This window comes from Phocaeicola plebeius (assembly GCF_003437535.1).
In the GTDB taxonomy this organism is placed as follows: Bacteria; Bacteroidota; Bacteroidia; order Bacteroidales; family Bacteroidaceae; genus Phocaeicola; species Phocaeicola plebeius_A.
Genome location: NZ_QSQT01000063.1, coordinates 1 through 2490 on the forward strand (window position 1 = coordinate 1; position 2490 = coordinate 2490).

At 43.9% G+C, this 2490-nt stretch carries 2 protein-coding genes; one reads left to right on the forward strand and one right to left on the reverse strand.

Annotated elements, in window-relative coordinates; genetic code table 11:
• Positions 1-87 precede the first annotated feature (87 nt).
• On the reverse strand, positions 88-270 hold the full coding sequence (locus DXD04_RS16740) for a hypothetical protein (protein ID WP_165356980.1): 183 nt from the start codon (positions 268-270) through the stop codon (positions 88-90).
• A gap of 297 nt (positions 271-567) precedes the next feature.
• On the opposite strand from DXD04_RS16740, the gene ltrA reads away from it, so the two are divergent.
• Positions 568-2373 (forward strand): group II intron reverse transcriptase/maturase, encoded by a 1806-nt coding sequence (ltrA, locus tag DXD04_RS16520; RefSeq protein WP_117674214.1) that lies wholly within the window; start codon positions 568-570, stop codon positions 2371-2373.
• Positions 2374-2490: the final 117 nt, after the last annotated feature.

A 2490-nucleotide genomic window follows, 5' to 3' on the forward strand; every position in this document is an offset into this window, starting at 1 on the left:
GTGCGCCCATAAGGCGGTGTAATAAATATCTATTTAGCAATAGATTAGGTTAGAGTTCTATGAAAATAAGACCTACTGTCATCCGACTTATCCCAGAGGGAAACCCGAGGGGGAGTGTAGCATGTCGGAGAAGCCATAAGTCAGCCAACTGCCACGCTGCGACTGAATGGCAAGACAGAAAGACGGACATGAGGATGAAGCCTGAACTGGTTGAACAACAATCCAGTGGCACATACCAGGGCTGTGGCGGAAGGCAGTTACCAACGCCATATCGCATGTACCCCAGCAAGTGTTTAGGTTGTATGGGGCAAAGAACTGACTGCGACACGTCTGCAATAAGCAGATTAACGGACGAACGTTGCATCCGACAGTCTGTCATGCTTGTTATTACACCCGCTAAATGGGGATTGCCTAAACCGAAACGCCGAAAGGCTATAGAAGTCGTTCTTGAATATTCGGCATGGCAACGGAGCTTCCGTAGTAGTCCGAGCAGGGTAATGCCCTGCACATGGCGAAGGGAAGCAGTTAGATAACTTAATACAAACAATGGAAAATGTGAGAGACATTATGAGAAATCCAAAGAATGTATTGAACAACTTAGTGAAACACAGCAATGTATCGGGCTATAAGTTCGAACGGTTGTATCGTATTCTATTCAATGAACAGATGTTCTATACCGCCTACCAGCGAATCTATGCCAAACAGGGCAATATGACCGCTGGGACAGACGGCAAGACAGTTGACGAAATGAGTATTCAGAGAATAGAAAATCTAATCTCCAAGCTTAGAGACGAAAGTTACAAACCCAACCCAGCCAAAAGGGTCTATATCCCTAAGAAGAACGGAAAGAAACGCCCGTTGGGCATCCCGTCTTTTGAAGACAAGTTGGTGCAGGAAGTGGTACACATGATACTGGAAGCCATATACGAGGGAAGTTTTGAAAATACCTCACATGGATTCAGACCACGTAGGAGTTGCCAGACTGCATTAACCCAAATTCAAGATACGTTTCTCGGAACAAAATGGTTTATAGAGGGGGACATAAAAGGCTTCTTCGACAACATAGACCATAACGTTCTGATTGGCATACTCGAAGAACGCATAGCGGACGAGAGGTTCATAAGGCTCATCCGTAAATTTCTGAACGCTGGGTATATTGAAAATTGGAAATACAGACACACGTACAGTGGAACTCCGCAAGGCGGCATCATTAGTCCCATACTGGCTAATATTTACCTTGACAAGTTCGACAAGTACATGGAGGAATACGCCCAATCTTTCAATAAAGGCGCAAGCAGAAGATTGGATAAGGATTACCGTCGGATTAAAGACCGTAAGAACAAGCTGGAAAAGAAACTGAAATCCGAAACCGATACAAAGGTACGGAAAGACCTTATTGATAAAATCAAAGGGTATTACCGACAGATGCAACAAATGCCTTGTGTCATGGAAATGGATGAAGAGTACAGACGGTTGAAATATGTCAGATACGCAGACGATTTCTTGATTGGGGTTGTCGGCAGCCATGAAGAATGTGGGCAAATCAAAGCGAATATCACACAATTCATGAAAGATAAGCTAAAACTTGAACTGTCGGCAGAGAAAACGCTTATAACCCAAGCACAAGAAAAAGCTAAATTTCTGGGATATGAAATAACCGTACGCAACTCCAAAGCCACCAAGAGAGATAAGAATGGAGTGCTCAAAAGAATGTTCAACCGCAAGGTTGTACTTCTACTCCCGAGAGAGGTGGTCAAGAACAAGTTGATTGACTACAAAGCCATGAGGGTTATACAAACCAATGGCAAGGAGGATTGGAAGCCAAAGGCACGCAGTTATATGATGAACTGCAAACCGGAGGATATTGTAGCCCAATTCAATAAGGAGATAAGAGGATTCTACAATTATTACTCGATAGCGAACAATGTATCTACTCTTTGCAAAAGGTTCGGTTACATTATGGAATACAGTATGTACAAAAGCATCGCCAAAAAGCAAAGCAGCAGTGTACGGAAGATTAAAAAGAAATACTCGAAAAACAAAGACTTTGTAATCAGTTACACGGATGCAAAAGGGCAATGCAAATGCCGTGTGTTCTATAATGAGGGTTTCAAGAGAAAAGACGCTCAATGTGATGCTAAATGCGACATAATGCCAAACACCAATTTTCTGCCAGCCTCAAGTCTTGTTGAGAGACTAAAGGCGGAACAGTGCGAGGTATGCGGAGCACATGGCAAAACGGTGATGCACCATGTTCGTGCCTTGAAAGACTTGACAGGCAAGAACGAATGGGAACGCATCATGCTCAAAATGCACCGTAAAACATTGGCAGTCTGTCCAGAATGTAATGCTAAAATACATGGCAATGTATAACACTAAGTTGAATTATAACGGAGAGCCGTGTACATGGAGACATGTAAGCACGGTTCGGGGGCAGGCTCTCGGAAACCTACCGCAGAAATGCGGCAAGGCGCCGAGTGCCGAGCCTAC

What these genes read in the sequence shown, in the direction of transcription:
- DXD04_RS16740 (WP_165356980.1), bottom strand. Translation starts at nt 270, where the DNA reads ATGGCGTTGGTAACTGCCTTCCGCCACAGCCCTGGTATGTGCCACTGG.
- ltrA (WP_117674214.1), top strand. Translation starts at nt 568, where the DNA reads ATGAGAAATCCAAAGAATGTATTGAACAACTTAGTGAAACACAGCAAT.